This window comes from Variovorax sp. Soil_C_26 (assembly GCF_057657075.1).
In genome coordinates this window covers 61,669-85,144 of record NZ_JBDGJC010000009.1, presented here as the reverse complement: position 1 = coordinate 85,144, position 23,476 = coordinate 61,669, and the positions used below count along the sequence as shown (strand labels likewise).

At 69.9% G+C, this 23,476-nt stretch carries 24 protein-coding genes and 2 riboswitches; of the genes, 14 read left to right on the top strand and 10 right to left on the bottom strand.

Annotated elements, in window-relative coordinates:
* Window positions 1-8: 8 nt before the first annotated feature.
* Window positions 9-899: a dTDP-4-dehydrorhamnose reductase gene (gene rfbD, locus AC3A6G_RS22580; protein ID WP_487874606.1), complete on the bottom strand. Its 891-nt coding sequence runs from the start codon at window positions 897-899 to the stop codon at window positions 9-11.
* Window positions 896-1,966: a dTDP-glucose 4,6-dehydratase gene (rfbB, locus tag AC3A6G_RS22575; protein ID WP_487874605.1), complete on the bottom strand. Its 1,071-nt coding sequence runs from the start codon at window positions 1,964-1,966 to the stop codon at window positions 896-898. Before rfbB ends, rfbD begins: the two co-directional genes overlap by 4 nt.
* A 93-nt stretch (window positions 1,967-2,059) precedes the next feature.
* Window positions 2,060-2,156, top strand: a riboswitch (glycine riboswitch).
* A gap of 3 nt (window positions 2,157-2,159) precedes the next feature.
* A riboswitch (glycine riboswitch) is annotated at window positions 2,160-2,265 on the top strand.
* 88 nt (window positions 2,266-2,353) lie between these two features.
* Here rfbB and AC3A6G_RS22570 point away from each other — a divergent pair.
* Entirely contained in the window at window positions 2,354-3,670 is a 1,317-nt protein-coding gene (locus AC3A6G_RS22570; RefSeq protein ID WP_487874604.1) for a D-amino acid dehydrogenase, read from the top strand.
* A 31-nt stretch (window positions 3,671-3,701) separates the two neighbouring features.
* Here the strand turns inward: AC3A6G_RS22570 and AC3A6G_RS22565 are convergent, their stop codons facing one another.
* From AC3A6G_RS22565 to AC3A6G_RS22555, 3 genes are all read right to left on the bottom strand, one after another.
* Complete coding sequence (locus AC3A6G_RS22565; RefSeq protein WP_487865344.1) at window positions 3,702-4,982, bottom strand: FIST signal transduction protein; 1,281 nt, start codon at window positions 4,980-4,982, stop codon at window positions 3,702-3,704.
* A gap of 46 nt (window positions 4,983-5,028) precedes the next feature.
* On the bottom strand, window positions 5,029-5,688 hold the full coding sequence (locus AC3A6G_RS22560) for a PhaM family polyhydroxyalkanoate granule multifunctional regulatory protein (protein WP_487874603.1): 660 nt from the start codon (window positions 5,686-5,688) through the stop codon (window positions 5,029-5,031).
* A gap of 88 nt (window positions 5,689-5,776) precedes the next feature.
* Complete coding sequence (locus AC3A6G_RS22555; RefSeq protein ID WP_487861828.1) at window positions 5,777-7,192, bottom strand: aminotransferase-like domain-containing protein; 1,416 nt, start codon at window positions 7,190-7,192, stop codon at window positions 5,777-5,779.
* Window positions 7,193-7,293: 101 nt separating this feature from the next.
* On the opposite strand from AC3A6G_RS22555, the gene AC3A6G_RS22550 reads away from it, so the two are divergent.
* Genes AC3A6G_RS22550 through AC3A6G_RS22505 form a run of 10 tightly spaced genes read left to right on the top strand, consistent with a single transcriptional unit; the run spans window position 7,294 to window position 15,389 of the window.
* Window positions 7,294-7,893 (top strand): LysE family translocator, encoded by a 600-nt coding sequence (locus tag AC3A6G_RS22550; RefSeq protein ID WP_487865341.1) that lies wholly within the window; start codon window positions 7,294-7,296, stop codon window positions 7,891-7,893.
* On the top strand, window positions 7,890-8,834 hold the full coding sequence (locus tag AC3A6G_RS22545) for a DMT family transporter (RefSeq protein ID WP_487861830.1): 945 nt from the start codon (window positions 7,890-7,892) through the stop codon (window positions 8,832-8,834). Before AC3A6G_RS22550 ends, AC3A6G_RS22545 begins: the two co-directional genes overlap by 4 nt.
* 38 nt (window positions 8,835-8,872) lie before the next feature.
* Window positions 8,873-10,093, top strand: coding sequence for an aminotransferase-like domain-containing protein (locus AC3A6G_RS22540; protein WP_487874602.1), 1,221 nt, complete (start codon window positions 8,873-8,875; stop codon window positions 10,091-10,093).
* A 5-nt stretch (window positions 10,094-10,098) separates the two neighbouring features.
* On the top strand, window positions 10,099-10,731 hold the full coding sequence (locus tag AC3A6G_RS22535) for a DJ-1/PfpI family protein (RefSeq protein ID WP_487861832.1): 633 nt from the start codon (window positions 10,099-10,101) through the stop codon (window positions 10,729-10,731).
* A 25-nt stretch (window positions 10,732-10,756) separates the two neighbouring features.
* Entirely contained in the window at window positions 10,757-11,443 is a 687-nt protein-coding gene (locus tag AC3A6G_RS22530; protein ID WP_487874601.1) for a LysE family translocator, read from the top strand.
* A 5-nt stretch (window positions 11,444-11,448) separates the two neighbouring features.
* Window positions 11,449-12,090: a glutathione S-transferase family protein gene (locus tag AC3A6G_RS22525; RefSeq protein ID WP_487861834.1), complete on the top strand. Its 642-nt coding sequence runs from the start codon at window positions 11,449-11,451 to the stop codon at window positions 12,088-12,090.
* Between the two features lie 22 nt (window positions 12,091-12,112).
* Window positions 12,113-13,054, top strand: coding sequence for a PhzF family phenazine biosynthesis protein (locus tag AC3A6G_RS22520; RefSeq protein ID WP_487861835.1), 942 nt, complete (start codon window positions 12,113-12,115; stop codon window positions 13,052-13,054).
* Between the two features lie 14 nt (window positions 13,055-13,068).
* On the top strand, window positions 13,069-13,761 hold the full coding sequence (locus AC3A6G_RS22515; RefSeq protein ID WP_487874600.1) for a VOC family protein: 693 nt from the start codon (window positions 13,069-13,071) through the stop codon (window positions 13,759-13,761).
* Between the two features lies 1 nt (window position 13,762).
* A complete protein-coding gene (locus AC3A6G_RS22510; protein ID WP_487874599.1) occupies window positions 13,763-14,395 on the top strand; it encodes a LysE family translocator in 633 nt (210 codons plus the stop codon).
* A 28-nt stretch (window positions 14,396-14,423) separates the two neighbouring features.
* The gene (locus tag AC3A6G_RS22505) at window positions 14,424-15,389 is read left to right on the top strand and encodes a threonine dehydratase (protein ID WP_487874598.1); all 966 of its coding nucleotides are present in this window, start codon (window positions 14,424-14,426) and stop codon (window positions 15,387-15,389) included.
* Here AC3A6G_RS22505 and AC3A6G_RS22500 read toward each other — a convergent pair.
* Complete coding sequence (locus AC3A6G_RS22500; protein ID WP_487874597.1) at window positions 15,386-16,213, bottom strand: creatininase family protein; 828 nt, start codon at window positions 16,211-16,213, stop codon at window positions 15,386-15,388. The genes AC3A6G_RS22505 and AC3A6G_RS22500 overlap by 4 nt on opposite strands.
* Window positions 16,214-16,317: 104 nt before the next feature.
* On the opposite strand from AC3A6G_RS22500, the gene AC3A6G_RS22495 reads away from it, so the two are divergent.
* A complete protein-coding gene (locus AC3A6G_RS22495; RefSeq protein ID WP_487874596.1) occupies window positions 16,318-17,115 on the top strand; it encodes an SDR family oxidoreductase in 798 nt (265 codons plus the stop codon).
* Here the strand turns inward: AC3A6G_RS22495 and AC3A6G_RS22490 are convergent.
* Window positions 17,099-18,016, bottom strand: coding sequence for a LysR family transcriptional regulator (locus tag AC3A6G_RS22490; RefSeq protein ID WP_487874595.1), 918 nt, complete (start codon window positions 18,014-18,016; stop codon window positions 17,099-17,101). The genes AC3A6G_RS22495 and AC3A6G_RS22490 overlap by 17 nt on opposite strands.
* Before the next feature lie 94 nt (window positions 18,017-18,110).
* Between AC3A6G_RS22490 and AC3A6G_RS22485 the strand changes: the two genes are divergently transcribed.
* Both AC3A6G_RS22485 and AC3A6G_RS22480 read left to right on the top strand, forming a co-directional pair.
* The gene (locus AC3A6G_RS22485) at window positions 18,111-19,121 is read left to right on the top strand and encodes a zinc-binding alcohol dehydrogenase family protein (protein WP_487874594.1); all 1,011 of its coding nucleotides are present in this window, start codon (window positions 18,111-18,113) and stop codon (window positions 19,119-19,121) included.
* A 19-nt stretch (window positions 19,122-19,140) separates the two neighbouring features.
* Window positions 19,141-19,719 (top strand): GNAT family N-acetyltransferase, encoded by a 579-nt coding sequence (locus AC3A6G_RS22480; protein WP_487874593.1) that lies wholly within the window; start codon window positions 19,141-19,143, stop codon window positions 19,717-19,719.
* Here the strand turns inward: AC3A6G_RS22480 and AC3A6G_RS22475 are convergent.
* From AC3A6G_RS22475 to AC3A6G_RS22465, 3 genes are all read right to left on the bottom strand, one after another.
* Window positions 19,711-20,424: a sulfite exporter TauE/SafE family protein gene (locus tag AC3A6G_RS22475; RefSeq protein ID WP_487874592.1), complete on the bottom strand. Its 714-nt coding sequence runs from the start codon at window positions 20,422-20,424 to the stop codon at window positions 19,711-19,713. The genes AC3A6G_RS22480 and AC3A6G_RS22475 overlap by 9 nt on opposite strands.
* Window positions 20,421-21,845, bottom strand: coding sequence for an amidohydrolase family protein (locus AC3A6G_RS22470; RefSeq protein WP_487874591.1), 1,425 nt, complete (start codon window positions 21,843-21,845; stop codon window positions 20,421-20,423). Before AC3A6G_RS22470 ends, AC3A6G_RS22475 begins: the two co-directional genes overlap by 4 nt.
* Before the next feature lie 141 nt (window positions 21,846-21,986).
* Entirely contained in the window at window positions 21,987-23,324 is a 1,338-nt protein-coding gene (locus AC3A6G_RS22465) for a uracil-xanthine permease family protein (RefSeq protein WP_487874650.1), read from the bottom strand.
* Window positions 23,325-23,476 lie beyond the last annotated feature (152 nt).

The following is a 23,476-nucleotide window of genomic DNA, read 5'->3' as shown; positions in this document are numbered from 1 at the left end:
TGTTGTCTTCAGAGCGTCTCGCGCAGCATGCGTGCCACGCCGTCCTGCCATGGCGGCAGCCGCAGGCCGAAGGTCGATTGCAGCTTCGTGGTGTCGAGGCGCGAGTTGTGCGGACGCCTGGCGGGCGTGGGGAAGGCGCTCGTAGGCACGGGGTCGACCGCATCGGGCCCCGCCTTCAGCTCGACGCCGGCCGTCTTCGCTTGCTCGATGACGAAACGCGCATAGCCATGCCAGGTGGTGACGCCACCAGCCACCGCGTGATAGAGGCCCGCCTTGGCGGGGTCCTGCAAGGTCGCGCGGATCGCATGCGCGGTCAGGTCGGCCAGCAGCTCTGCGCCGGTCGGCGCGCCGAACTGGTCATCGATGACGGTCAGCTTGTCGCGCTCCTTGGCCAGGCGCAGCATGGTCTTGGCGAAGTTGCCGCCGCGCGCCGCATACACCCAACTGGTGCGGAAGATCAGGTGCCTCGCGCAGTGTGTGGCCACCAGCTGCTCGCCCTCGAGCTTGGTGCTGCCATACACGCTCAAGGGGCCGGTCGCATCGTCTTCCTTCCAGGGCGTGCTGCCGCTGCCGTCGAAGACGTAGTCGGTCGAGTAATGCACCATCAGCGCCCCGACCTGTTGCGCCGCCTCAGCCACCACGCCCGGCGAGGTGGCGTTGAGCTTGCGCGCGAACTCGGGCTCGCTTTCGGCCTTGTCGACGGCCGTGTGCGCCGCCGCATTCACGATGACATCGGGTCGCACCTTGCGCACCGTCTCGGCGAGTTGTTCGGGTCGGCTGAAGTCGGCGTGAAGCTCTGTGCTGTCGAAGTCGAGCGCGACGAGTTCGCCCAGCGGCGCGAGGCTGCGCTGCAGCTCCCAGCCGACCTGTCCGCCCTTGCCCAGCAGCAGCAGCTTCATGCGGCGTCCTTCGTGTCGTACTGCTTCTCGACCCATTCGCGGTAGGCGCCGCTTTGCACGTTGCGCACCCATTCGCCGTTGGCCAGGTACCACTCGACGGTCTTGCGGATGCCGGTGTCGAAGGTCTCGGCCGGCTTCCAGCCGAGCTCGCGCTCGAGCTTGCGCGCGTCGATGGCGTAGCGCCGGTCATGGCCGGGACGGTCGGTGACGTAGCTGATCTGCTCCTTGTAGGGCTTGCCGTCGGCGCGCGGGCGCAGCTCGTCGAGCAGCGCACACACCGTGTTGACGATCTCGATGTTGGGCTTCTCGTTCCAGCCGCCTACGTTGTAGGTCTCGCCGAGTCGGCCGGCTTCGAGCACGCGGCGGATGGCGCTGCAGTGGTCCTTCACGTAGAGCCAGTCGCGTACCTGCATGCCGTCGCCATACACCGGCAGCGGCTTGCCGGCGAGTGCATTGACGATCATCAGCGGGATCAGCTTCTCGGGAAAGTGGAACGGCCCGTAGTTGTTCGAGCAGTTGGTGGTGACCACCGGCAGGCCGTAGGTATGGTGCCAGGCGCGCACAAGGTGGTCGCTCGCGGCCTTGCTGGCCGAATACGGGCTGTTGGGCTCGTACTTGTTGTCTTCGGCGAAGGCGGGATCGGTCTTCGAGAGCGAGCCATAGACCTCGTCGGTCGACACGTGCAGGAAGCGGAACGCGGCCTTCTGGTCGGCCGGCAGCGCGTTCCAATGGCCGCGCACCGACTCGAGCAGCCGGAAGGTGCCGAGCACGTTGGTCTGCACGAAGTCCTCGGGGCCGTGGATCGAGCGGTCCACATGCGATTCGGCGGCGAAGTTGACCACCGCGCGGACCTTGTGTTCGGCCAGCAGGCGATCGAGGAGCGCGCTGTCGCCGATGTCGCCCTGCACGAAGATGTGCCGGGCATCGCCCTTGAGGGAGGCGAGCGTCTCGAGGTTGCCCGCGTAGGTCAGCTTGTCGAGGTTGACGACCGGTTCATCGCTCTGCGCGAGCCAGTCGAGTACGAAATTGGCGCCGATGAAGCCGGCGCCGCCGGTTACCAGGATCATGGAGTCCCCTGCTGAAATGGAACGATCGCCACCCGGCGATTGAACAGGCGATTATCCCATCGGGCCAGGGCGATCATGTCGCCCGCATACAATCGCGCCACTGCAGGAGAGCGGACAACATGCGTTGTCCCACCGAAGGCGCAAACTCCCATAAACGCTCAGGTCGGCCGAAGAGGCCTGTACTGCACCAACTGACACGCCGTCTGGAGAGACGTCACCCCGCGTGACGCGCCGAAGGAGCAAACCCGCTGCGGGCGCAGCGGGTGAATCTCTCAGGTACCGAGGACAGGGGGAGCGGCAACTTGGACGGCGATCGTCCGGTTGCTCGCTATGCAAAGCACAGCGACCCCGCCGCCATCCAAGCGCACCTCGAAAGAAGTACCTGAAATGCGCGTGATCGTTCTTGGCGCCGGCCTGCTCGGCGTGACCTCGGCCTATTACCTTCAACAGCTCGGCCACGATGTGACCGTGATCGACCGGCAAGCCACGCCGGCCGCAGAAACCAGCTTCGCCAATGGCGGGCAGATCTCCGTCAGCCATGCCGAACCGTGGGCCAATCCGGGCGCCCCGCTCAAGGTGCTGCAGTGGCTCGGCAAGGAAGACGCACCGCTGCTGTTCCGCGTGCGCGCCGACATGCGCCAGTGGCTCTGGGGCCTGCAGTTTCTGCGCGAATGCACACCGGCGCGCACCCGGCACAACATCGAGCAGATCGTGCGGCTGGGCACCTACAGCCGCGAGGTGCTGCAGCAGCTGCGCCGCGACACCAGTCTGGCGTACGACCAGCGCACGCAAGGCATCCTGCACTTCTACACGACCCAGAAGGAGTTCGATGCCGCCCTCGCGCCGGCCGAGCAGATGCGCGCGCTGGGCTGCGAGCGGCAGGTGATCTCGGCCGACGAGGCCGTGGCCATCGAGCCCGCGCTCGCGCACATCCGGCCGAAGCTGGCCGGCGCCACCTACACCGCAGAAGACGAGTCGGGCGATGCGAACCTCTTTGCGCGCGAACTCGCCAGGCTCGCCGCAGCGGCCGGGGTGAAGTTCCTCATGAGCCACACGGTGACCGCGCTGCGCGAGGCCGGCGGCCGGCTCGACCATGTCGAGGCGACCGACCCCGAAGGCCGCTTCCAGCGCATCGGCGGCGATGCGTTCGTGCTCGCGATGGGCTCGCTGAGCCCGCTCGTCGCGGCGCCGCTCGGCATCCGCTTGCCGATCTATCCGGCCAAGGGCTACTCGGTGACGCTGCCGGTCAAGGACGCCTCGAAGGCGCACCAGGTCTCGCTCACCGACGACGAATTCAAGCTCGTGTTCTCGCGCTACACCTCGCCGGGCGCCGAGGGGGGCGACCGCCTGCGCATTGCGGGCACGGCCGAACTCAACGGCTACGACCGCGACCTGAACCGCGTGCGCTGCGAGGCCATCGTGCGCCGCGTCGAAGAACTGTTCCCCGGCGCGGGCGACACCACACAAGCGCAGTTCTGGACCGGCCTGCGCCCCGCGACGCCGAGCAACGTACCGATGATCGGCAAGACGAAGCTGCCGAACCTGTACCTCAACACCGGCCACGGCACGCTGGGCTGGACGCATGCCTGCGGATCGGGCAAATCGATCGCGCGCATCGTGACCGGGCTCGCGCCCGAAGTCGATTTCGCATTCACGGGAATGCCGCGGCCGGCGCACGGGGTCATGGCGGCGGCCGTGGGCTGAGCCAGGGCCGACTGAACACGGACTTCGGCGTTCAGTCGGCGGCCGCAAACACCGTCAGCACGCCGGTGTACCCATACAGCCGGTGCCGCGCGATCTCGCCGGCCGCGAAGAAACCGACCAGCGGCACGTCGCCGAGCGCATGCCGCACGATCTGCAGTTCGGCGCCGGGTGCGCCGAAATGCGGACCGCCGCGCCCCGAGCAGCTCACGTATACCGCGCCGGCGATGCGGCGTGCCGGATGCGGCGCGGCCTCGGCCTCCCCGGCCGCCACGGCGCGCGCGGTGGCCAGCGTCTGCTCCTCGGGCTCGAGCTCTTCGCGGATCTCGGCGCAGATGCGCATCAGGTCCGCACGCGCGGCCTGCGCGTTGCGGCGGCAGAAGCTCAGCCGCATGCCGGCTTCGGCCACGTCGGCGATCGCCACGCCGCGGCGCGTCGGATCGAGCCCGATGATGTGACGTACCAGCACGTCGGCGCCCAGGTCGCCGGTACGGCGGATGCCGTCGCTGCCCGCATCGGCCAGGCCCACCAGCGTGTTGCGCACCGCGTCGATGGCCTCCTGCGGCCGTTCGAGCGACACCTGCAGCTCCGCCAGCAGCACGTCGAGCGCCGGCTCGCCGTCGAGTTTGAGCAGCAGGTTGCCGTCGGCCTCGGTGATCACGCGCTCGCGCCCGGCCCCCGCGCGCAGCGGCTGGCAGCCCTGCGTGACGCGCGACACCAGCCGCACGCCCTCGCCGAACACCACGCCCGACATCCCGCCCGAGAACACGCCGCCCGCGGCGCCATGGCCGCGGATGTTGCCGTTGCCGCCGACCGCGAACTGCAGCGCGCCGGCCCGGCCCGACGACAGCCCGCCGAACAGGTAGCCGGTGTCGGTGCGGCCCGCCATTTCACCGATCAGTTCGGGCAGGTCGGGTGTCGCGGGGTCTGCATGCACGAGCGCGGTATGGGCCTCGAAACCGCTCATTTCCGAGCTGCCGAGCGGCGCGACGCCCGAGAACACGCGGTACTGGTCGCTCGGCAGCGCGCACAGCATGAGGCTCAGGCCGGGCTCGTCGAAGTACTCGGCGTTGTTGGCCGCCACGCCGACGCCGACCGTGCCCGACCAGTCGGTCACTTCGGGCAGCTCGGCGCTCAGGTGATCGAGGATCTCCTGCGCGTCCGAGGCGTAGTGATCGGTGATGTAGAGCAGGCCGAGCGTCGGCGACGGGGCGTATTCGGGCAGCGCCATCTGCGCGCGCAGCTGCGCCAGCACGAGGCCGGCGGCCATGCGCCATTGCGGATGGGTGGCGTGGCCGGAAGGAAACAGTTTCATGGTGCGTGCCTTCCGTTCTTTTTCTCGAAGGAGAGCATGTAAGAGATCAACGCCCGCCGGTGGTTCGCTTGCGCGTGGCGGTGGGCGTCTTTTTGGGTGGGGTTTTCTTCGCAGTGGCCGTCCTGGCGGCGGGTTTCTGCGTTGTTGCGGACGGGCTGCCGCGCATGGCCTTGCCGACCGCATCGGCCATCGGTTGCGCCATGGCGGGCACCTTGAGCTGGGCCGCGTCCTGCAGCGCCGAGTTCGCGATCTGCTGGAACTGCTCGGTCAGCGAGCCCCACCACTGCATCGGATCGACCACGCCGGGCGCCGGCGCTTCATCGGCCCCCGCCGCAGGCTCTGCCGCTACCGACCGGGGCACGGCGGCAGCGGGTTCCGCGGCCGCCTGTTTCGAGAAGGCGCTCGCGATGTCCTCCATGCGCACGTTCATGCCGCGCAGAGTCGAGAGCGTCATCTTCTGCACCTCCAGCGCCTGGACCGTGGCCTTCAGCGCATGGCCGTTCTGCTCGAGCCAGTACTGCACCGTCTTGAGTTCCTGGATGCGCTTGTCGAGTTCTTCCACGCTCAGCGTGGGCGCCACCCAGCTCGCCAGGCTCGGCAGCCCGGGGGCGGCCGCCGGGTTTGCGCCGCCCCCGGCGAGGTTCTTCAGAAAGTCGAACCCGGGGACGAACTGGCTGAAATCGAAGGGCTGGCTGGCGTTGCTCATGAGGCGGTCTCCGAAGGGGTTGTCCTGTGGTGCCAGCTTACTCCAACGCACGGCCTTTTCGCCCGCGCGGACAAGCGTTGCGCACGGGTCAAAGCTCCGCGCGCACCTTGCTGAACACCTTCCAGAAGGCCGCATCCTGCGAGGTCGCGAAATTGATGCGCATCAGCGTGCTCGGGGGACGCCGCGCATGGAACAGCGAACCCGGCGCCAGCAGGTAGCCTTGGTCGAGCATGCGCTGCGTGAGCGCGTCGGTGTCGACGCCCGTGTCGACCCAGCCGAACAGCCCCGCGGGCTCCGACGCGAAGCGGCAGCCGTGCGCCATCGCAAGCTTCACCGCGCGCCCCCGCGCGCCGTCGAGACGGATGCGCACGCGCTCCGAATGCCGACGCAGCTGGCCCTGGTCGATGCACCACGACAAGGCCCGCTCGAACAGCGTGGGCGTGGTCAGCGTGGCCAGCAGCTTGGTCTCGAGCAGCCGATCCTTCAGCTCGGCCGAGGCCGCGAGATAGCCGATGCGCCAGTTGGGCGCGAGGATCTTCGCGAAGCCGCTGACGTAGATGGTGCGCTGCAACCCGTCTAGCGCGCAGAGCCGCGTCGCATGCTCGGGCGCTAGGTGGCTGTAGGTGTCGTCCTCGACGATGTGGAAGTCGTGCTCGTTGGCGAGCTTCAGAATCCGGTGCGCGCTGCCCGGCGTGAGGCTGTAGCCGGTCGGGTTGTGCAGCACGCTCACGCTCACGAAGAGCTTGGGGCTGTGCAGCGCGCAGTACTGGGCCATCACCTCGAGGTCGGGCCCGTCGGCGCGGCGCGGTACCGGAAGAATGCGCATGCCCATCGCCTCGAGCCGCGCAAACTCGAGCGCCCATCCGGGCTCCTCGACCATCACCGGATCGCCCGCGCGCAGCAGCGTGCGGCTCACGATGTCGAGCGCATGCGTGGCGCCCACCGTCGTCACGATCTGGTCGGGCGCCGCGGGCACGTTGATGCCGACGAGCCGGTTCGACAGGCTGCGTCGCAGCGCGGCATCGCCCGAAGGTTCGCCGTATTGCAGCGAGAGTTCCTGCAGCGCCGCGGTGTTGGTCATGCGGCGCACTGCCGTCGGCATGAAGGTCGAGGCCATCCAGTCGGGCGGAAACACGCCCATGCCGGGCTGCGGCTTGTCGCTCGGCCGGTGGAACATGCTGCGGATCAGCGAACTCGCGTCGGCCGGCACGCGCGATCCCATCATCTGCATGACCCTCGGCGCCACGCTGGCCGAGCGGGCGTCCTGGGCGGGCGCCGCATCGCGCACATAGAAGCCGCGCTGGCGGCGCGCCTCGATCAGGCCCTGCGCCAGCAGCTGGTCGTAGGCAGCGACCACGGTGTAGGGGCTCACGCCCTGCTGGCGCGCGCATTCGCGCACCGAAGGCAGGCGCGCACCGGGCGGCAGCAGCCGCGTGCGGATGCGCTCCGCCAGCCGGTCGGCCAATTGCCCTGTCAGCGACTGGGTGGGGGTTCGTGTCAACATCTGCGCGGCGCCTGTGTCGATGGGAAGGCCAATACAGTGTCAGCGCATGTGTGCATAACTGTATTGGAACTGTAATGGTCCCAAAGTTTAGAGTGTAAGAAATGAACTGGCAAGAATTCACCGCATTGCTGGTGCTGGCCACCGCGATGAGTTTTTCGCCGGGGCCCAACACCACGCTCTCCACCGCGCTCGCAGCCAACGGCGGCCTGCCGCGCGCCATGCGCTTCGTGATCGCGGTGCCGGTCGGCTGGACGCTGCTGCTGGTGCTGTCGGCAGCCGGCATCGGCGCGCTGGTGGTCGCGGTGCCGTCACTGCGGCTCGCCATCAAGGCGCTCGGCATCGGCTACCTGCTGTGGCTCGCCTACAAGCTCAGCGGCAGCGCCACCCTCGGCAAGGCCGACGGCCAGAGCCTGTCGATCGGCTTCGGCCAGGGCGTGATGCTGCAGTTCGTCAACATCAAGGCCTGGTTGCTCGCGCTCACGCTCGTGGCCGGCTGGATCGCGGGCCAGCCCGATCCGCTCGGCCGCTTCGCGATCGTGGCGCCGGTGATGGTGGTCTACGCCTTCGCCAGCAACTTCGTCTATGCGCTCGCCGGTGCGCTGCTGCGCGGCTGGCTGGCCAAAGGCCGGCGCCTGCTGTGGTTCAACCGCGCGATGGCGCTGGTGCTGGTGCTCACCGCCGGGTGGATGCTCGGCGTATGAAGCGGCTCGCCATCAAGGACGAGACGCTCGGCATGTGGCTCGGCGTGATCGGCGTGGCGCTGTTCGCGGTCACGCTGCCGATGACGCGGCTCGCCACCGGCACGCAGGAGGCGCCGCAGCTGTCGCCCTGGTTCGTCACGCTCGGGCGGGCCGCGCTCGCGGGCCTGCTCTCGACGGTGTTCCTGCTTGCCACGCGCTCGCCGCGGCCGGCGCCGCACCAGTGGAAGCCGCTCGGCATGGCCGTGCTCGGCAACGTGATCGGCTATCCGCTGCTGCTGGGCTATGCGCTGCGCGTGGTCACGGCCAGCCACGCGGCGGTGGTCACGGCGCTGCTGCCGCTCGTGACCGCGGCCGTCGCGGCCTGGGTGCTGCACCAGCGCGCACGGCTGGGCTTCTGGCTCTGCGCCATCGCTGGCAGCGTCCTGGTGGTGCTGTTCTCGCTGCTGCGTGCAGCCCAGCAGGGCCACGGCTTCGGCTTCGAATGGGCCGACCTGCTGCTGGTGGGCGCCGTCATCGCGGCATCGGTCGGCTACATCTACGGCGCCCAGGTGACGCCCTCGCTCGGCGCCGAGCGCGTGATCTGCTGGGTCTGCGTGATGGCGCTGCCGGTCACGCTGCCGGCCACGCTGGTGCTGTGGCCGCAGACCCCGATCGCCGCGTCGTCCTGGGCCGGCTTCGTCTACGTCGGCGTGTTCTCGATGTGGATCGGCTTCTTCGCCTGGTACCGCGGGCTCGCGCTCGGCGGCGCGCTGCGCGTGAGCCAGACCCAGCTGCTGCAGCCCTTCCTCTCGATCCTCGCGGCCATCCCGCTCTTGGGCGAACCGCTCGACGTGGTCACCCTCGGCTTCGCCGCCGCCGTGGTCTGCACCGTCGTGCTCGGCAAGCGGCTGTCGCAGCCGCAGCCCGCCATCGCCAGCCCGGCGCGCACCGCCACACCCTGAATCCGCACCGCATACCCTCTGCCTGAAAGAAGAACCCCATGGACTGGAAACTCGCCGCCCGCGCCGCCAAGATGAACCCCTCGGTGCTGCGTGAAATCCTCAAGGTCACCGAGCGCCCCGGCATCATCAGCCTGGCCGGCGGCCTGCCTTCGCCCAAGACCTTCCCGATCCAGGCCTTTGCCGATGCCTGCGCCGAGGTGCTGCACAACGACGGCCAGGCGGCGCTGCAATATGCCGCGAGCGAAGGCTATGCGCCGCTGCGCCAGGCGGTGGCCGACATGCTGCCGTGGAACGTCGATCCCGCGCAGGTGCTCATCACCACCGGTTCGCAGCAGGGCCTCGACCTGGTGGCCAAGGCGCTCATCGACCCGGGCAGCCGCGTGCTGGTGGAAACGCCCACCTACCTCGGTGCGCTGCAGGCCTTCGGCCCGATGGAGCCGACGCCGGTGAGCGTGGCGAGCGACGACGACGGCGTAGTGGTCGACGACCTGATCGCCAAAGCGCGCCCGGGTGCCGACGATGCGGCGCGCTTCGTCTACCTGCTGCCCAACTTCCAGAACCCGACGGGTCGCACCATGACCGAGGCGCGGCGTGCGGCCGTGTCGGCCGCGGCTGCCGCGGCGGGCTTGCCGATCGTCGAAGACAACCCTTATGGCGAACTCTGGTTCGACGAGGCGCCGCCGCTGCCGCTGACCGCGCGCAATCCCGAAGGCTGCATCTACCTCGGCTCGTTCTCGAAGGTGCTCGCGCCCGGGCTGCGGCTCGGCTTTTTGGTGGCACCGAAGGCCATCTACCCGAAGCTGCTGCAGGCCAAGCAGGCGGTCGACCTGCACACGCCGATCTTCACGCAGCGCATGGTCTGCGAAGTGATGAAGGATGGTTTTCTCGATCGCCACGTGCCGACCATCCGCGCACTCTACAAGCGCCAGCGCGATGCGATGCTGGCCGCGCTCACGCGCGAGATGGCGGGGTTGGATGTGAAGTTCAACGCCCCGCTCGGCGGCATGTTCCTCTGGGCCCGCATGCCCGAGGGCATCGACACCGTGGCGCTGCTGCCCAAGGCGGTGGAGCGCAACGTGGCCTTCGTGCCGGGCGCGCCGTTCTATGCGGGCCAGGGCGATCCGCGCACGCTGCGGCTGTCGTTCGTGACCGCGAGCGTCGAGGAGATCGACACCGCGATCGCCGCGCTCGCTGCCGTGCTGCGCGAAGAAATCGCCGCGCTCGGCACCCAACGCACGCTGGCGCCCGAACCGGTCTGAGAGCCATGCACATCGCCATCCTGACCTTCGACGGCTTCAACGAACTCGACTCGCTGATCGCGCTTGGCGTGCTCAACCGCGTGAAGCGCCCGGGCTGGCGTGTGACGCTGGCCTCCCCCTCGGCCACGGTCACCTCGATGAACGGCGTGACGCTGCACGCGACCTCGACACTCGAGGCCGCCTGCGAGGCCGAGGCGGTGCTCGTCGGCAGCGGCATCCGCACGCGCGAAATCGCCGCCGATCCCGCCATCATGGGCGTGCTGCGCCGGCTCGACACCACGCGGCAGCTGATCGGCGCGCAGTGCTCGGGCACGTTGCTGCTCGCCAAGCTGGGGCTGCTGGGCACGGTGCCTGCCTGCACCGACCTCACGACCAAGCCATGGGTGCAGGAAGCTGGCGTCGAGGTGCTCAACCAGCCTTTCTTTGCGAGCGGCAACGTGGCAACCGCGGGCGGATGCCTGTCGGCGCCCTACCTCGCGGCCTGGCTCATCGCGCGCAGCGAAGGCGTCGAGGCGGCAAGAAGCGCGTTGCACTATGTCGCCCCGGTGGGCGAGAAGGACGACTACGTGGCGCAGGCCATGCGCAACATCGAGCCGTACCTGCCGCAGGCTGCGACAACCGCAGCCGCAGCGGCCTGAGAGACGCATTGCTGCAGGTCACGCCATGATCAGCCTCGCCACGCTCGCGCTCTTCCTCCTGGCCGTGCTCGCGCTGTTCCTGTCGCCCGGGCCGAACATGGCCTTCGTGCTCTCGCACGGCGTGGCGCACGGGCCGCGCGGCGGATTTGCGGCGGCGCTCGGCATTTCGTCGGCCGATCTGCTGCACACGCTCTTTGCCGCCACCGGCGTCACCGCGCTGGTGGCGGCATGGCCGCCTTCGTTCGACCTGCTGCGCTATGCGGGTGTGCTGTACCTGTTGTGGCTGGCGCTGCAGTCGCTGCGCAGCAGCAGCAACAACAGCAACGGCGGATTGCCCGCCGGCACGCGCGCGCGGACCTCCGCCTTCGCACGCATCGTGCGCATGGCCTTTTTCAACAACCTGGTCAATCCGAAGGCGCTGCTGTTCTTCATGGTGTTCCTGCCGCAGTTCGTCGACCCGGCGCGCGGCAGCGTGTCCTTGCAACTGGTGCAGCTCGGCGTCATGCTCTCGGCTGCCGCGCTCGCATTCAACACGCTGCTCGGCGCCTGCAGCGGGCAGATTGGCCGATGGCTGCAGCGCCGTCCGGGGGCTGAAAGATTCCAGCGCATCCTGCTCGCGCTCGTGATGGTCGGACTCGCAATTCGCCTGCTGCTGCTCGACCGTCCGTCCATGCCCTCCGCCCTGTCCGCCACACCTGTCCAAGGAAGCTGAACACCATGCTCAATATCTGGGGCCGCATCAGTTCGATCAACGTGCGCAAAGTCGTCTGGTGCGCACAGGAGCTCGGGCTCGACTTCCAGCGCACCGAGGCCGGTGGCCTGTCCGGCGTGGTGCAGACGCCCGAATACCTCGCACTCAATCCCAATGCCACGGTGCCCACCATCGACGACGGCGAGGGTGCCGAGCGCGTGACGCTCTGGGAATCGAACGTCATCGTGCGCTATCTCTGCGCCAAGCACTCGCACGGCACGCTCTACCCCAGCGAACTGCCGGCGCGCTTCGACGCCGAACGCTGGATGGACTGGCAGCAGACCATGCTCAACCGCGCGAGCCGCGATGCCTTCGTGCAATGGGTGCGTACGCCGCCGGCAGAGCGCGACCCGGCGCTGATCGCGGCCTCGGTGTACGCGAGCGAGGCGCTGTTCGCGCGGCTCGACGCGCACCTGGCGCGCCAGCCCTACATGACGGGCGAGCGCTTCACCATGGCCGACATCCCGATCGGCTGCGAGGCCCACCGCTGGTTCGGCCTGCCGCCGCTCGACTACCAGCGGCCGGCCTGGCCGAACCTCGAACGCTGGTACGGCGAATTGCTCTCCCGGCCAGGCGCGCGCGGCGTGCTCGACCTGGGCCTCGAATGACATGCCCCCTTCGGATCCGACGATGAAATCCCGCCCCTTCAAGCAAGTCGACGTCTTCACGGCAAAGCCCTTGCGCGGCAACCCCCTTGCGGTGGTGCTCGACGGCAGCGGCCTGGACGACGCCGCGATGCAGCGCTTCGCGCAGTGGACGAACCTGTCCGAAACCACCTTCCTGCTGCCGCCCACCGAGCCCACGGCCGACTACCGCGTGCGCATCTTCACGCCCGGCGGCGAGCTGCCGTTCGCGGGCCATCCCACCATCGGCAGTTGCCACGCCTGGCTGCAGGCCGGTGGCAAGCCGCGCGCGGCGGGGCGCATCGTGCAGCAATGCGCGGTGGGCCTGGTGCCGCTGCGCCACGAGGGCGAGCGCCTGGCCTTCGCGGCGCCGCCGCTGGCGCGCAGCGCGCCGAGCCCGAGCCTTCTGGCCAAGGTGGCGGGGGCGCTCGGCCTGAAGGCACAGCAGATCGTGGCGGCCCAGGTGCTCGACAACGGGCCGGTCTGGTTCGGCCTGCTGCTCAACGACGCCGACACCGTGCTCGGCCTCGCGCCCGACCACCGCCTGCTCAAGGAGCTGGGCGTGAAGGTCGGCGTGGCGGGCGTGCCTGCCGGGCAAGAGGAGGCCATGCTGATCGGCCGCTCCAACCGCGAGGCACGTGCCTTCGGCGGCCGTCGCGATGCGGGGCAACCGGCGCGGGCTGATGCGGACGACGGCGCGAAGATCGATCTCGAGGTGCGCGCCTTCGCCGCGCCCCTCGGCGTGGAAGAAGACCCGGTGACCGGCAGCCTCAACGCGGGCCTGGCCGAATGGCTGATCGCCGACGGCCTCATGCCCGCGCGCTACCTCGCCGCGCAGGGGCAGTGCCTGGGCCGCGCGGGCCGCGTGCACATCGAGCGCGACGCCGACGGCACGGTGTGGGTCGGCGGCGACGCCGTGACCTGCATCGACGGGCAGGTCACGCTCTAGAAGCGATCGACACCATGCAAGCCCGCCTCGACCATCTCGTGATCGCCGCCGCCTCGCTGGCCGAGGGCGTGGCCTGGTGCGAAGCGACGCTCGGCGTCACGCCCGGGCCGGGCGGTTCGCACCCGCTCATGGGCACGCACAACCGGCTGCTGAACATCGCGAGCGACGCTTTCCCGCGGGCCTACCTCGAGATCATCGCCATCGAGCCCGGCAAGAAGCCCTCGCGGCGCGGCACGCGGCGCTGGTTCGACCTCGATGATCCGGTGCAGCAGGCCGCGCTGGTGCAGCACGGGCCGCGGCTCGTGCACTTCGTCGCGAGCGTGCCCGACGCACGCCTCGCCGTGCAGGCGCTGGCCCACAACGAGCGCCTGCCGATCGATCGCGGCCCGCTGCTCGCGGCCTCGCGCGACACGCCCGCCGGGCGGCTCGAATGGCAGATCACCGTGCGCGACGACGGCCAGCGGCTCTTCTACGGCGCGCTGCCCACGCTGATCGAGTGGGGGCCGGTTCACCCCACCGACGCGATGCCCGCTTCAGGCCTGGCGATGCGCTCGCTCGCGGCCACGCATCCGCGCGCGGCCGATCTTGCCGCGGCGCTCGCGGCCATCGGCATGCAAGGGTTCGCCGTGCAGCCCGGCGCGCCTGACCTGGTGGCCGTGCTCGACACCCCGCGTGGCGCGGTCACGCTTCGATCGGAAGGAACCTGAGATGCTGACCTTGACCGAAATCGCCTGGTTCGCACTGGCCTCGATGGTGCTGGCGCTCACGCCCGGGCCGAACATGATCTATTGCGTGTCGCGCACGCTCGTGCAGGGCCGCCGCGCCGGGTTGGTCTCGCTCGGCGGCGTGCTGATGGCGTTCCTCGTGCACCTGTTCGCCGCCGCGCTCGGCCTCACCGCGCTGCTGCTCGCGGTGCCGCTCGCATTCGACGCGATCCGCCTCGCGGGCGCGGCCTACCTGCTGTGGCTCGCATGGCAAGCCGTCAGGCCCGGCGGCCATGCGCCCTTCGCGGCGCGCGCGCTGCCGGCCGATCCGCCGGGCAAGCTGTTCCGCATGGGTTTTCTCACCAACCTGCTGAACCCGAAGGTGGCGATGTTCTACCTCTCGTTCTTTCCGCAGTTCCTCCATCCCGAGCGCGGCTCGGTGCTGCTGCAGAGCCTGCAGCTCGGCGCGGCGCAAATCGCGAGCAGCGCGGTGGTCAACACGCTCGTGATCCTCGGCGCCGCGGGCATCACGGCCGTGCTGTCGCAAAGCGCGGGCTGGCTGCGAGCGCAGCGCTACATCATGGGCAGCGTGCTGGCGGCCATGGCCGTGCGCGTGGCGCTGACCGAACGCAAGTAGCCGAAAAGAAAGAAAGACTGTCCGCACGATGAGGTTCACCCGCGAAGAGATCGAGGCCGCGCTCGGCACCGTGCGCACCGCCATGCCACCCACGCCGCAGTACGCCTGGCCGCTGCTCGCCGAGCGCCTCGGCTGCACCGTCTGGGCCAAGCACGAGAACCACACGCCGGCCGGCGCCTTCAAGATCCGCGGCGGCCTCACCTACTTCGAGACCCTCGCGCGCGAGCAGCCCGACGTGCGCCATGCGATCAGCGCCACGCGCGGCAACCACGGCCAGTCGGTCGGCTTCGCCGCGCGGCGCCATGGCATCGCCGCCACCATCGTGGTGCCGCACGGCAACTCGCGCGAGAAGAACGCCGCCATGCGCGCGCTCGGCGTGCAGCTGGTCGAGCACGGCGACGACTTCCAGGCCGCGGCCGAACACGCGGCCCTGCTCGCCGAGCGCGACCGCCTGCACCGCGTGCCCTCGTTCCACCGCGAGCTGGTGCGCGGCGTCGCGACCGCGTACGTCGAATTCTTCAGCGCGCTGGCCGATGCGCCGCCCGACGTGCTGTTCGTGCCCATCGGCCTCGGCTCGGGCTTTGCGGGGGCGGCTGCGGCGCGGGCCCACTGCGGCGTGCCGACCAAGCTCATCGGCGTGGTGTCCGCGCATGCCTCGGCCTACCGCGACTCGTTCCGCGCGGGCCGGCCGCTCGAGTCGCCGGTGACGACGCGGCTGGCCGACGGCATGGCCTGCCGCACGCCCGTGCCCGAGTCCGTCGACGTGATCCTGCGCGAAGCCGACGACGTGATCACCGTGACCGACGACGAAGTCGCCGCGGCGATGCGCATCCTCTTCAGCGATACGCACAACGTGGCCGAGGGCGCGGGCGCCGCGGCGCTCGCGGGCGCACTGCAGCAGCAAGAACGCTGGCGCGGCAAAAGGGTGGGGATCTGCCTGACCGGCGGCAATGTCGACTCGGACATGTTCGCCGAGGTGCTGCAGGCGCGCTAAGGCAGCGGCCCCGTGTTCGCGGTGTCCAGCGACAGCCGCGACACCTCCGCGAGCAGCAAGGCCAACTGCTGCGCGGCCGCTTCGACCACCTGCTGCCCCTTGGCCGCCGTGGCCGCGGCGGCATTGCCCGCCGCGCCCTCGGCGTTGTAGTCTTCCATCGCCCAACCGAGCTTGGCGCTCTTGCCGTTGCCCAGGATCGCGTAGCCCGCGGCGCGCTCGGCCGATGTGGAGCCGAAGTCCTTCGCCTCGTCCATGCGCACCGACTGCGGCGCGAGCGCCAGCATCATCGAGGTTTCGATCTCGCCGGCATGCACGCCGAAGCGATGCTCCGCGGCACTGAACTGCGCGCCCGCATCGCCGAGCGGCAGGTTGAACCAGCTCACGCTGTAGACGATGAGGCCATGCGCAGCGCGCAGCTCGCGTGCCACCATGTCCATCGCGCCGACGTGGCCGCCGTGCGCGTTGAACAGCACCAGCTTCTTCACGCCGGCGCGCGCCACGCCGGCGCCGATTTCGTTCCACACCCGGATCAGCGTTTCGGCCGAGAGCGTGAGCGTGCCCGCGAAGCGGGCGTGCTCGGGGCTCAGGCCGACCTGCTGCGTCGGCAGGAACAGCACCGGCAGCGCCGGCGCCAGCAGCGGCAGCGCCGCTGCCACGATGCCGTCGGCCAGCACGGTGTCCACGCCCAGCGGCAGGTGGGGGCCGTGCTGCTCGGTCGCGCCGAGCGGCAGCACGGCGACCGTGGACGCCGCATCGAGCGCCGCGAAGTCGCGCGTGGTGAGCTGGGCCCAGAAGCGGGGCAGGGAAACGGTGGAAGCGTTCATGCCGCGATCTTAGGCCGGGCCGGTGCCGAGCCGCGGGCCTGCAGGAATCTCGCGGTGGTGATTCAATCGCCCGGCATTCCTCGCAATTCTCAAGGACTGACGCCATGGATCTCCAGCTACAGGACCAGCACGTTCTCATCACCGGCGGCAGCAAGGGCATCGGCCTGGCCTGCGCACTGGGCTTCCTGCGCGAGGGGGCGCGCGTGAGCCTGGTGTCGCGCGACCCGCAGAATCTCGAACAGGGCCGCAGGACGCTGGGCGACGGCTTCGCGCAGGCCGAGGGCCGCATCTCGGTGCATGCGGCCGACCTCAAGGACCCGCAAGGCGCCATGGCCGCGCTCGACGCCGCCGAGCAGGCCTTCGGTCCGGTCGACGTGCTCGTCAACTCGGCCGGGGCCGCGCGCCGCACGCCGCCCGACGAGCTCGACGCCGACGCATGGCATGCCGCGATGGACGCCAAGTACTTCACCTACATCCACATGATCGACCCCGTGGTGAAGCGCATGGGCCGGCGCGGCCGCGGTGCGATCGTCAACGTGATCGGCCAGGGCGGCAAGGTCGCCAGCCCCGTGCACATGGCCGGCGGCGCGGCGAACGCGGCGCTGATGCTCGTGAGCGCCGGCATGGCTGCGGCCTACGCGGCCAAGGGCGTGCGCGTGAATGCGGTGAACCCCGGCATGACGCTGACCGAGCGCCTGCAGGAGGGCATGAAGGCCGACGCCAGGCTGCAGGGCATCGACAGCGACGAAGCGCTGCAGCGCGCCACGGGCCGGCTGCCGCTCGGCCGCATCGCGACGCCCGAGGAGATCGCCAACGCGGTGGTCTTTCTCGCTTCGCCGAAGGCGAGCTACATCACGGGCGCGATCCTCGCGATGGACGGGGCCGTCACGCCGATGATCTGACGGGCGGCAGCGCCTCGAACTTCAGCGCGAGAAAGTCGACCAGCGCCCGCACGCGCGCCGGCACGAAGCGCCCGCTCGGCAGCAGCGCATGCAGCGGATAGGGCTCGGTGCCCCAGTCGGGCAGCAGGTGCACCAGCCGGCCGCTTGCGATGTCGTCACGCACGTCGAGCGCCGACTTCAGCGTGATTCCGCGCCCCGCCACGGCCCATTCGCGCGCGAGCGAGGCATCGTCGGCGCTGCGGTCGCCCTTCACGCGCACCTCGGTCCACTGCCCGTTCTGCACGAAGCGCCAGATCCGATGGCGGCGCCCGCCGCGGTCGAAGGTCAGGCAGTTGTGGTGCACCAGGTCGTGCGGCGTCGCCGGCGCGCCATGGCGCCGAAGGTAGTCGGGCGAAGCGGTCAGCAGCGGGCTGGTCTGGGCGAAGGGCCGCGCCACCAGCCGCGAATCGGCCAGCGTGCCGTAGCGCAGCGCCACGTCGACCTCGTCGCGCATCACGTCGAGCAGCCGGTCGCCGACCGACAGCGAGAGCTGCAGCCCCGGGTGCAGCGCAAGGAATTCGTCGAACCAGGCCAGCAGCGTGCTGCGCGTGAGGTCGGACGGCGCGGCCACGCGCAACGTGCCGACCAGCTCGCCGCGGTCGGCCGTGACCAGCGACTCGCCCTCGTCGAGCAGCTCGAAGGCGCGCACCGCATAGTCGAGCAGCGTCTGGCCCTGCGGCGTGAGCCGCATGGCGCGCGTCGAGCGCTCGAACAGGCGCGCACCGAGCTGCGTCTCGAGCCGCTTGAGCGTGGCGCTGGCCGCCGCGGGCGTCATGCCGAGCGCATGGGCGGCGGCGGTGAGCGTGCCGCCGCGCGCGGTCTGCACGAGCACCTGCAAGTCCGACAGATTTTCAATCTTCATTTGAAAGTGTTGGTGGTTCGACACTGCTTATCAAAGCAGGATTGCGATCCTACAGTCGAGGCATCGTTTGTTCACGCACAAAAAAGGTCCTCCCATGAAAGCCATCGGCTACCGCGAACCCCTTCCCATCGACCATCCCGACGCCCTGCAGGACATCGAACTGCCCGCACCCGTGCCGGGCCCGCGCGACCTGCTGGTGCGCGTGGCGGCCGTGTCGGTCAACCCCGTTGACACCAAGGTCCGCAAGAACAGCGCGCCCGAGGCAGGCCAGGCCAAAGTGCTCGGCTGGGACGCCGCCGGCACCGTCGAGGCCGTCGGCGCGCAGGTGAAGAACTTCCAGCCCGGCGACCGCGTGTATTACGCGGGCTCGATCGTGCGGCCCGGCGCCAATTCGGAGCTGCACACGGTGGACGAACGCATCGTCGCCCTCGCGCCGAAGAGCCTCGACGACGCCCAGGCCGCCGCGTTGCCGCTGACCACCATCACCGCCTACGAACTGCTGTTCGACCGCCTGCGCGTGCCCAGGGGCGGCGGTGCCGGCCAGACGCTGCTGGTCACGGGCGGCGCCGGCGGCGTGGGGTCGATCCTGATCCAGCTGGCGCGCCAGCTGACGCAGCTGCGCGTGGTCGCCACCGCCTCGCGCACCGAGACCCGCGCCTGGTGCCTGGCGCTCGGCGCCCATGCCGTCATCGACCATTCGAAGCCGCTCGCCGCGGAGCTGCAGGCCGCGGGCATCGGCCAGGTCGACATGGTCGCGAGCCTGACCCAGACCGAGCAGCACTACGCGCAGATCATCGAAAGCCTCAAGCCCCAGGGCCAGCTCGCGGTGATCGACGACATGAAGCTGCTCGACGCGATGCCGCTCAAGACCAAGTCGATCTCGCTGCACTGGGAAATGATGTTCGCGCGCTCGCGCTTCGAGACGCCCGACATGGCCGCGCAAGGCGCACTGCTGGCCGAGGTGGCCGCGCTGGTCGACGCGGGCCGCATCCGCACCACGGCGAATGCGAGCTTCGGCACCATCAACGCGGCCAACCTGAAGAAGGCGCATGCGCTGATCGAAAGCGGCAAGGCGCAGGGCAAGGTGGTGCTGGCCGGGTTCTGATCTGCGCACAATCGGCCGCATGGCCGAGCTCACCCAACAACCCATCATCGAATTCGACACCGAGCGGCTGCGGCTGCGCCAATGGCGGGAGAGCGACCTCGCACCGTTCGCCGCCATGGCGGCCCACCCGCAGGTGATGGCCTTCCTGTTGCCGCTGCCCACGCGCGCCGACAGCGATGCGATGGCTGCTCGCATCGCGGCACGCATCGCCGAGCAGGGCTGGGGCTTCTGGGCGGTCGAACAAAAAGCCACGGGCGAATTCATCGGCTTCACCGGCCTCAACCAGCCGCTGGCGACGCTGCCCTTCTCGCCCTGCGTCGAGATCGGCTGGCGGCTCGCGCGCCATGCCTGGGGCCAGGGCTTCGCGACCGAAGCCGCGCGCGGCGCACTGCAGGTGGGCTTCGATCGCCTGGGCTTCGACGAGATCGTCGCGTTCACGGCCGCCGGCAATGTCCGCTCGGCCGCGGTGATGGAGCGCATCGGCATGCACGAGGACCGGGTCGGCGCCTTCGACCACCCCGGCGTGCCCGAAGGCCATGCGCTGCGCCGCCACCGGCTCTACCGCATCGCGCGTGTCGCGCGCATCGCGTCAGATTGAATGCAGCAGCAGCGCGGCGCCCGAGACGATCGCGAACACCTGCACGAAGATCCGCAGCACGCGGCCATTGATCCGCCGGTGCACCATGCGGCTGAGCACCGCGCCGACGACGAGTGCGGGCAACAGCAGCGCCGCCGCCTCGAGCTGCGCACCGTCGATGCGGTCCATCGCCATCAGCGTGGCCAGCGACACCAGTTCGCCGACCAAGAAGCACAGCGCGATGGTCGATCGCATCGTGGGCGGCGGCTGGTGCTGGTAGACCAGCGCCAGTGGCGGGCCGCCGATGCCGGTCGCGGTCTCGGTCACGCCGGTGATGAGGCCCGCCGACACGAAAGCGGTGCGGCCCGGCGAGAAGGCCGGCATCATCAAGGTGACCAGTGCCGCCGCGATGGTCGAGATGCCGACGAAGAGCGACAGGTGCGTCGCGCTCAGCGCCGCCAGCACCCAGAGCCCGCCGGCCGTGCCGACCACGCGCCCGCCGCTGATCCAGCCCGCGCCGATGCGGTCGACGGCGCCGCGCTCGCGCCACAGCACGTAGAGGTTGAGCGGCAGCATCAGCACCAGCACGCACACGGGCAGCAGGTCGGGCCGCACGATGCCGATCACCGGCGCGGCGATCAACGCAAAGCCCACGCCGGTCGCGCCCTGCACGAAGGCGGCGAACAGCACGGCAAGCGAAACGAGGACGAGATGCTGCGTGCTCACTGTGGATTCCGTCCCATGCCGGCAGCCGCCGCCAGGCGCCGGTGCTCGGCCGCCGGCGGATGCAGGCGCACGATGGGCGCGCGGTCCATGGCCGCATGGGCCACGCGCGCCAGCTCCCGCTGCAGCGCGCGCGCGTCCCAGTCGGGCGGCCAGCCTTGCCACAGGCGCAGGCGCCCGTCGACGAACACGGCCGTGATCTGGTCGCGGTTGCCCAGGCGCACGAGGTCCCAGGTCAGGTCGACGGAGGTGCACATCTCGGGCGTGTCGACATCGACGACCAGGAAATCGGCCGCCTTGCCGACGGCGATCTCGCCGGTCAGGTGGCCCAGGCCGACTGCGCGCGCGCCTTCGTGCGTCGCATGGTCGAACCAGGTCCAGCCACCGCCGCTCGACGCATCGCCGATCGCCATGCCGAACGCCAGCTTCTGCGCCGCCTCGGCCGCGTCCATCAGCCGGAAGGCGTCGCTGCGCGTGGCATCGGTGCCCAGCCCGAAGCGGATGCCCAGGGCGGCCATCAGGTTGGCCGGTGCCACGGCGTTGCCCTTCCACTGGCTCGCGACCGGGTTGTAGCTCACGGCGGTGTCGGTGTCGCGCAGCAGCATGAGCTCGGCGGGCGTGACCAGCGTGCCGTGCGCGATGAGCACCTGCGGCCCGAGCGCGCCCAACGGCGCCAGCAGTTCGAGGGGGCGCCGGCCGCGCTGCACCACCGAGCGCTCGACCGAGGCGAGGTGTTCGTTCACGTGGGTCTGGAACACGGTGCTGGCTTCGGCGCACAGGGCCGACACCGCCACCAGCATCTCGTCGGAGGCGGCCTCGGGCACCGAGATCGCGAGCGAGGGATGCACCAGCGGCGCATCGGACCAGCGCTGCAGGAACTGCGCGGCCTGCGCGCGGATCGCCTGCCGGTCGGCCGCGCTGCTGTCGTTGCCGCCGTCGTTGCAGATCAGGCCCAGCACGCAGCGCAGCCCGGCCTCCTGCACGGCAGTGGCCACGGCGCCGATATCGCCCGGCGCGCGCGTGCCCGCATCGCACACGGTGGTGAAGCCGCCGCGCAGCGACTCGAGCGCCGCGAGCTTGGACGCCATGTAGACGAACTCGTCGTCCAGGCTGGCCTCGAGCGGCACCCACACGCGCCGGAAGATCTCGGACGGCTCGCCATAGGCCAGTGACTTGCCGAAGGACTGCGTGAGATGGTGGTGTGCGTCGATCATGCCGGGCATCAGCAGCTTGCCGGGCAGGCGCAGCGGCGTGAGCTGCGGGTGGCGCGCGATGAGCGCGTCGGCGGGGCCGACGTCGCGGAAGCGGCCGCCTTCGATGCGCACGGCATGGCCGGTCGTCGGGCCCTCGCGCAGCATCAGGTGGTCGGGAACGAGCAACAGCTCGTCGGCCGCGAAGAGCGCGGCATCGAGTTCAGGAGACATGGTGGGGAAGAGGCAGTAACGGAAAAATTAAAAGGCCCGATGCCAGGGCACCCGTGGAACCGGCTCTGCCGGGCCGCCGGGTGCGCCCCTTGAGGGGGAGTCGAGCGACACGAAGTGCGCGAGGGACGGGGTGGGTTCATCTCAGCGCGGCGCGGGCGCTTCCGCGGGGCTTTCGGCGCCGTCGGCATGCACGCGGTTGAACACCATGTTGAGCACCACTGCCGTCAGCGAGCCCATCGCCAGGCCATTGCCGAGCACCAGCTGCAGCGTGTCGGGAAAGCGGCTGTACAGGCCCGGCACCAGGATCGGCAGCAGCCCCATGGTCAGCGCGCCGGCCAGCACGAACATGTTGCCGCGCTCGTGCAGGTCGACCTTGCGCAGCATGTCGATGCCCATGGTGCCGATGATCGCGAACACCACCATCGCGGTGCCGCCGACCACGGCCGAGGGAATGGCGGCGGCCAGCCGGCCGAGCGGCGCCGACAGCGCGATGAGGATCAGGATCACGCCCGCAGCCGCCGTCACGTAGCGCGAACGCACGTTGGTGGCGCGCACGATGCCGATGTTCTCGCCGCTGGTGATGATCATCGAGGTGCCGAAGAACCCGCCCGCGAGCGACACCACGGCATCGCCGCGGATGGTGCGCGGCACCACGTCGCGCGCATCGATCTTGCGGCCCACCACGTCGGCCACCGCCACCGTCTGCCCGGTGGCCTCGACCATCGAGATGATGCTGAAGATCAGGAGCGGCACGGCCGCCACGATGTCGAAGCGCGGCATGCCGAACGGCAGCAATGTCGGCGCGCTCCAGATGGGCCCCGTCGCCACGGCGCTGGCATCCATCAGCCCGAAGGCGGCCGCCAGCAGCGTGCCTGCCAAGAGCCCGAGCAGCACCGCGAGCTGGCCGAGCGTGCCCTTGAACACCCGTGCGAACAGCACGGTGAAGCCGATGGTCGCGAGCGCCAGGCCGATGTTCACCGGGTCGGCGAAGGTGGCCGTGCCCGCCTTGCCCGCGATGATGCCGCCGTAGACCTTCACGAGGTTGACCGACACCAGCAGCAGCAAGGTGCCGATCACGATCTTCGGAAAGTAGCGCAGGCAGCGCGCGAACACCGGCAGCACCAGAAAGTAGAACAGCGCCGTGAGGATCACCGCGCCCGAGGCGGTCTGCAGGTCGCGCTGCTGGGCGATAGTCACGAACATCACGATCGGTGCACCGCCGGGCACCATCACGAAGGGCAGCCGGGCGCCGAACTTCCACGGCCCGAACGACTGCAGCAGCGTGCCGATGCCGCACAGCAGGAAGGTGGCGCTGATCAGGTTCACCGTCAGCGCCGCGTCGAGGCCGAGCGCCTTGGCCACCAGGAACACCGAGGTGATCGGCACGGCCGCCATCACCAGCACGTGCTGCAGGCCGAACAGCAGCAATTGGGACAACGGCAGCATCGCATCCACAGGGGCTGGGGTGGCAGGGACCATGGCGGCCGGAGCGGCCGCGGGCGCGGGCGCGGGCGCGGCGGAAAGCACAGCAGAGGCATCGGGAACACGGGACATGACGGAATCCTTGAACCTGGCCCGCGCCCAAATCGATTTGGGCACACTGGCAAAAAAAGCCGCCGAAGCGGGTGAAG